The organism is Anaplasma marginale str. Florida (genome assembly GCF_000215485.1).
Taxonomy (GTDB): domain Bacteria; phylum Pseudomonadota; class Alphaproteobacteria; order Rickettsiales; family Anaplasmataceae; genus Anaplasma; species Anaplasma marginale.
On sequence record NZ_AFMS01000094.1, the window covers coordinates 1 to 4,837 of the forward strand.

Annotated in this window: 1 protein-coding gene and 2 pseudogenes; all 3 read right to left on the reverse strand. The window is 48.1% G+C overall.

Features of this window, described 5'->3' with window-relative positions:
• Window positions 1–1,691 (reverse strand): annotated as a pseudogene (locus tag GAC_RS02560) (type IV secretion system protein); the annotation flags it as partial.
• Between the two features lie 118 nt (window positions 1,692–1,809).
• Window positions 1,810–4,440 (reverse strand): TrbL/VirB6 family protein, encoded by a 2,631-nt coding sequence (locus GAC_RS02565; protein ID WP_037349350.1) that lies wholly within the window; start codon window positions 4,438–4,440, stop codon window positions 1,810–1,812.
• A pseudogene (locus tag GAC_RS02570) lies at window positions 4,433–4,837 on the reverse strand (VirB4 family type IV secretion/conjugal transfer ATPase); the annotation flags it as partial. The pseudogene GAC_RS02570 and the gene GAC_RS02565, both read right to left, overlap by 8 nt.

Consider the following 4,837-nt stretch of genomic DNA (forward strand, 5'->3'; position numbering starts at 1 on the left):
TTATTTGACTCTCCACTCACCGTTGTCGCGCACACCATAATACCAAATCCCCCCGTTGCGCTAGTTTTTTCAATCCGTATTTCGCTTTTATTCATGAAGTCCAGCTGTTTCGATTTGCCGCCGGTATCCTTACCCGGCTCATACTCCGGATAACTCTCGGAAAACGTGTAGTACAGGCTATTTTCCAGGTGAGCGCCGCAATCTTTCTTGACCTTAAGTCTATAGCTGCCCACAAGAATCTTTTCGTTAGGCTTCCCAGTGTTTTGCCCGCCATGTCCGTTTTCAGGGTATTTCAGAGTTAGTACAAACGTGTGAGCTTCACTGTCAGCAATTTTAATAGGCTCGTCAACTGTGTAGTCACGGTCAAGTTCTAGATAGCTTTCAATATCTTTAAACCCCGCTTTGACCGCGTCATCTTTGGTTGGTAGATTACCAATCTGCGATGTGATCGTATCACCGCTTTCGGTCTTTTGTTTTGAATCGGGGGAGGCGAAAATGCTGCTTTCATTACTTTTCTGCGCGCTGTCAGCAGGCTTAAATGTGTAAGGATGCAATGTCTGTGTGCCAAATTTGACAAACGGAAGAACGGTCGCCAGTACGTTGTTACCTTTGTCATAAGACAGCAAATGGTAAGCATGGTAGTCCTTCTTCGGTGGTGAGTTATGCCCACTCTGATTTTCTGTAGTTGTTGTGGAGCTCTGCACAGTCTTAAGTACGCCACAATATTCGTTGGCTGCAAGCTCGTCCATTGCGCGCATATATCTGGTGCGAGCCTGATACACCTTGGTCAAAACCTTGTTTAATTCTTCGTCATTGGTGTTGGCAGCAGTCGCAGTGTTAGCGGCTCCTTGCTTATTGTAATCCACGCACACTCTATAGCAACCCGTCGGCACTTCTTTGCTGCCCGGCCGGTAGCCATACTTACCAAAGGGCAAACATTTAACCTCACATTTTGCGGCTACCGCAGTAGCAGCAGATCCTTGTGATACGTTTGTACCCTTGGCCTCATTCCCTATATCATAATCGCTATAGCACAAATACTTCTGGTCTTCCTTGTTTGTCTCTGGAAAGTCTTTCTTCAGCGATGCTTCATCCGACTTTCCGGGAATTATATGAGGGCGAAAACCCGTAACAAATGGGGATGCCATGGTATTTTTTGGCACTTCGTACCACGCGTTCATAAAGCCGTGCTTATCCACCAACTTGTGACTAAAGTTTATTACGCGCTGCTGCCCTATATCTCTCTTTTTACACTCCTCTCCATCCGCAGCATATATGTCTTCATCCAGGTTCCGGCATATAGCGTCGTCAACCGTAAAACTCCTTATGGGAACGAGCGAAAACCGTATTTTTTCCTTCGGCATAATCTTCACTGGAAATTGCACAGTGAATTTCTTCTCCTTCCCCGGAGTGATATCATCTCCCGGAGACGCCTCCAGATTCAGTTCTGGCAGCTCCGCGTCGTGACAGAAATCCACGTTGTAGTGTTCTATTTCTAGCGTTATGTCCTTATCTTTTACAGGGAAATCCACCTTCACCCATTGCCCCTTCGTGCCGTCACTACGTTGCTTTGGGTTCGTGTATACCACGCTTCTTACGGTGTCATTCATCGCATCTTGCTGAGACATACAGCCGTGGTAGCCACACCCTGACAGAAGCATAAGAAATACTACCGGGATAATCCTCAGCACGACGCAAGCTCTCCACTTTACGACTAGACAAACGTGTTCTTGCAGCGCAGAAGCGTTACAAAACAATCAACAGTAAATAATGAGGCAGATGCCAACATAGCAACCCATATCATAAACATTACGTCCCAGATGATCCTCCAGACACAGCATCTGTACCGGCACCTGCATTACTACTCCTAGGGGAGCTGCCACCCGAGACCTTATCGGATCCACCACCCCCTGCCTGGCCTCCTCCCTTCATGCGATCCATCATCTTGCTTCCTGCATCAGACATCTTGCCCGAAGCATAGTTGCTGATCTTGGAAGCGACACCCATAGCCCCACCGGCAAGCGCTCTAGGATTGAAGCTACCCGAACCGATAACACCAGCCCTCGGATCTCCCGCAAGTTCCCCGGCGATGTAAGATATGGAAGACAAGAAGTGATAGAATAAGAACCCTACAAGTACAAACACCCCAAGCTTGGTCCAAATTGCAGCAGTTGTCTCCTTAAACTCTGGACTTGTAACTGACAGCCCAAGCACCAACGGTTTTGTATGGAAGTTTACTGTGCTAAACATGCATGCCAGATTGCTGTCCATCTTCGGGTCATCGCAGGCTTTAGGGTCTGTAAGCTTAAAGTTCACCCTCTTACTGCTGCCTATCGTTATGTCGTCTTGCTGAAACTTCAACTCCCCAAAGTATATGTTGTCAAAAACAGTAAACATCAGCGACAGGAACGAAAACAATATTACCGGATACAAAGAGTACACCATAAGCTGTCTGGTCCACCCATCAAAGAATCCCTTGGTAACCTGGAAAAGGCACATGGGTATCATGAGGGGGGATATGATTGTAAGAACCGTAAGGGCGATTAATGACAGTAGGAACACATACACACACCATATCACGGTAAATATCAGCATCATCACCGCAAAGAACGCTACAACACATATTATCACCTTGGCGTTTATGAGGATTGCGGGTATCAACAGACCGGCACAAAGGAACACAGTCAGTAAAACGCCGGTCCCTGTCCCCCCATTGAGCTGGCTACCAAGGTAAAACATCATCCTGCAGTCCAACCTATCCCATGGCACCAGGTATCGGAAATTCTGATCGTAAGTCTCTGTCTTGTAGTTGCAAATGTCTTGCCCCCCATTGGCGGCAGCCAGCACAATGTCTGAGAGACCAATCGAAAGTTTTGTCAGGTAGTCATATGACTTGCTCATCGCATCACCCTGGGTAAAGTAGACAACCAAGGCAAATTTTATCGCCGTCATATACAGTTCAGATGCGTTCTGCACCCCACCGAGCATAGCTTTGATCGAGAACAAAATCAGTGCAAGTATCAACGCAGCCATAACAGCGTTCTTGAGCTTCTTCTGTGCCACCTTCAGGAATCCAGGGTTTGGCCCCGAAGCAGATTTGTGCGCACACTTTTGGCCACCACCACTAGTGGGGTCCAGCACATTCTTCAAAGATCCAACTATGCAGTTTACAAGCACAGAGGTAACAGGAAACGGAGACTTCGTGTACACTGAAGCAGTGCCTTGGCATGCCTGGTCCACGTAACAACTGTAGCATTTTTCATTGTTGTATTTGACAACTTTACCAGCCCTTTCTGTGTCTGCTTCACCCATTACTGCCTCTGACTTCTCGCACATAGGAACCGGGGGCGAATTAGGACGCATCTGACAGCCTATCTCCGGCCTGGGAATAAGTGGTAACTTACTTACGCTCACCGCATCCACGCAGAGCTTATCGCCCCGCTCAACAGCGCGAAATTGGGCATCATGTATAGTCTCCTCTTTTCCAGCCCAAAGCACCTTACATTCTACGTGTGCGCCAATGTTGTCACCTCCAGCCCCAGAAATGGCGAGCTTGGTTTTATGCATGCTCTCGTCACCGTATGTGCCCTCACGCGGATAGGCTCCCTTTTTTATTTGTTCAGTATAGCTCTCGCTTTTCGTTTGATTTTTCAGCGCCCTGTACGCACCTGCAAATAGTGTTGCAAGCGGTTTGCGATAGCAGACTTCGATGTAGCGGGAGCTGGAGACCCGATTCTTTGGCCACGCATAGTGATCAACTTTCTTGAACTTCCTATCCTTACACACGGGCTCCAGCGTTTTGGCTACTTCCAAGCTCTTCTGCGGTGCAATGCACGCGAAATAACTGTTCAAATCGGCAAATTCCTTGGAGCATCCATCTGTGCCACCTGACGTGCTGCTGCTTTCCCACTTTGCTTTCACAGACGCATCTGGCGCATGCGGATTCTCGCACTCCTTGTAATTTCCAATTTTGAAACTGTTCGTGTCACCAGTATCAGAGGTGTGTTGCGTCAGCACCGTTGGGGTGCCGCTTTGACCCGTTACTGTTTCTCCTTCCTCGAAGCGCAAAACAGGGTGGCGTACGAAGCTCCAATTACAGACAAAATATGCCGAGGACGCGGCAACAGCTGCGGATATAATCGCCACATTTGAGGCAATTAGCGCGAACCCGGCCTTGGTGGTCCAACCAAGGGGTATCTTTACTAATACTGCGCCGGTTATCATAAGCCCCAGCGACGGACCTATAACTTTAGCACCTACTTCAGCTACCGTGGCCGCAGCACCACAACGGGGGTTAGTGGCCTCGGCGTATCTGTAGCTCACCAAGCGGTCACTCTCTTCCTCCTTCTTAGGCTCATCAGAATATGCGGCATAATGCGGCACAAATGGCAGCCACACAAATAGGACCATCAGTGCTATTGCCCTGACCGCTCTACGCATTTCTAACCTTCTGGCAGAAAATTGGCAGCCACACGTTCGGGTCACGACCAACTTTTTCTATTATCTCGTTCAACATCAGTACTGTCTCCGCCCTCCCTGATAGAACATTTATGGTGTCTTCCAAACCCCTAAGGTCTATCCTCGCGACCACGGCGCTGACACCCTGCTTTACCAGAAAGAACCTACTCCCAGGATCTGTGTATTTTATCAGGGAGTACTCTCTCTCAGTTAACATGAATACATCCCTATATGCACTGGTAGCCTTAAGGTTGGGTAAAAAGATCTGCGTTGCTGTTTGTTGCACTAATGTATCGCTGATCTGACTTTTACTTGCATCTTCAACACTTTGTGTAGCGAATATCACAAAGGTGTTGAGCTTTCTTAGTACTTTCAGCCA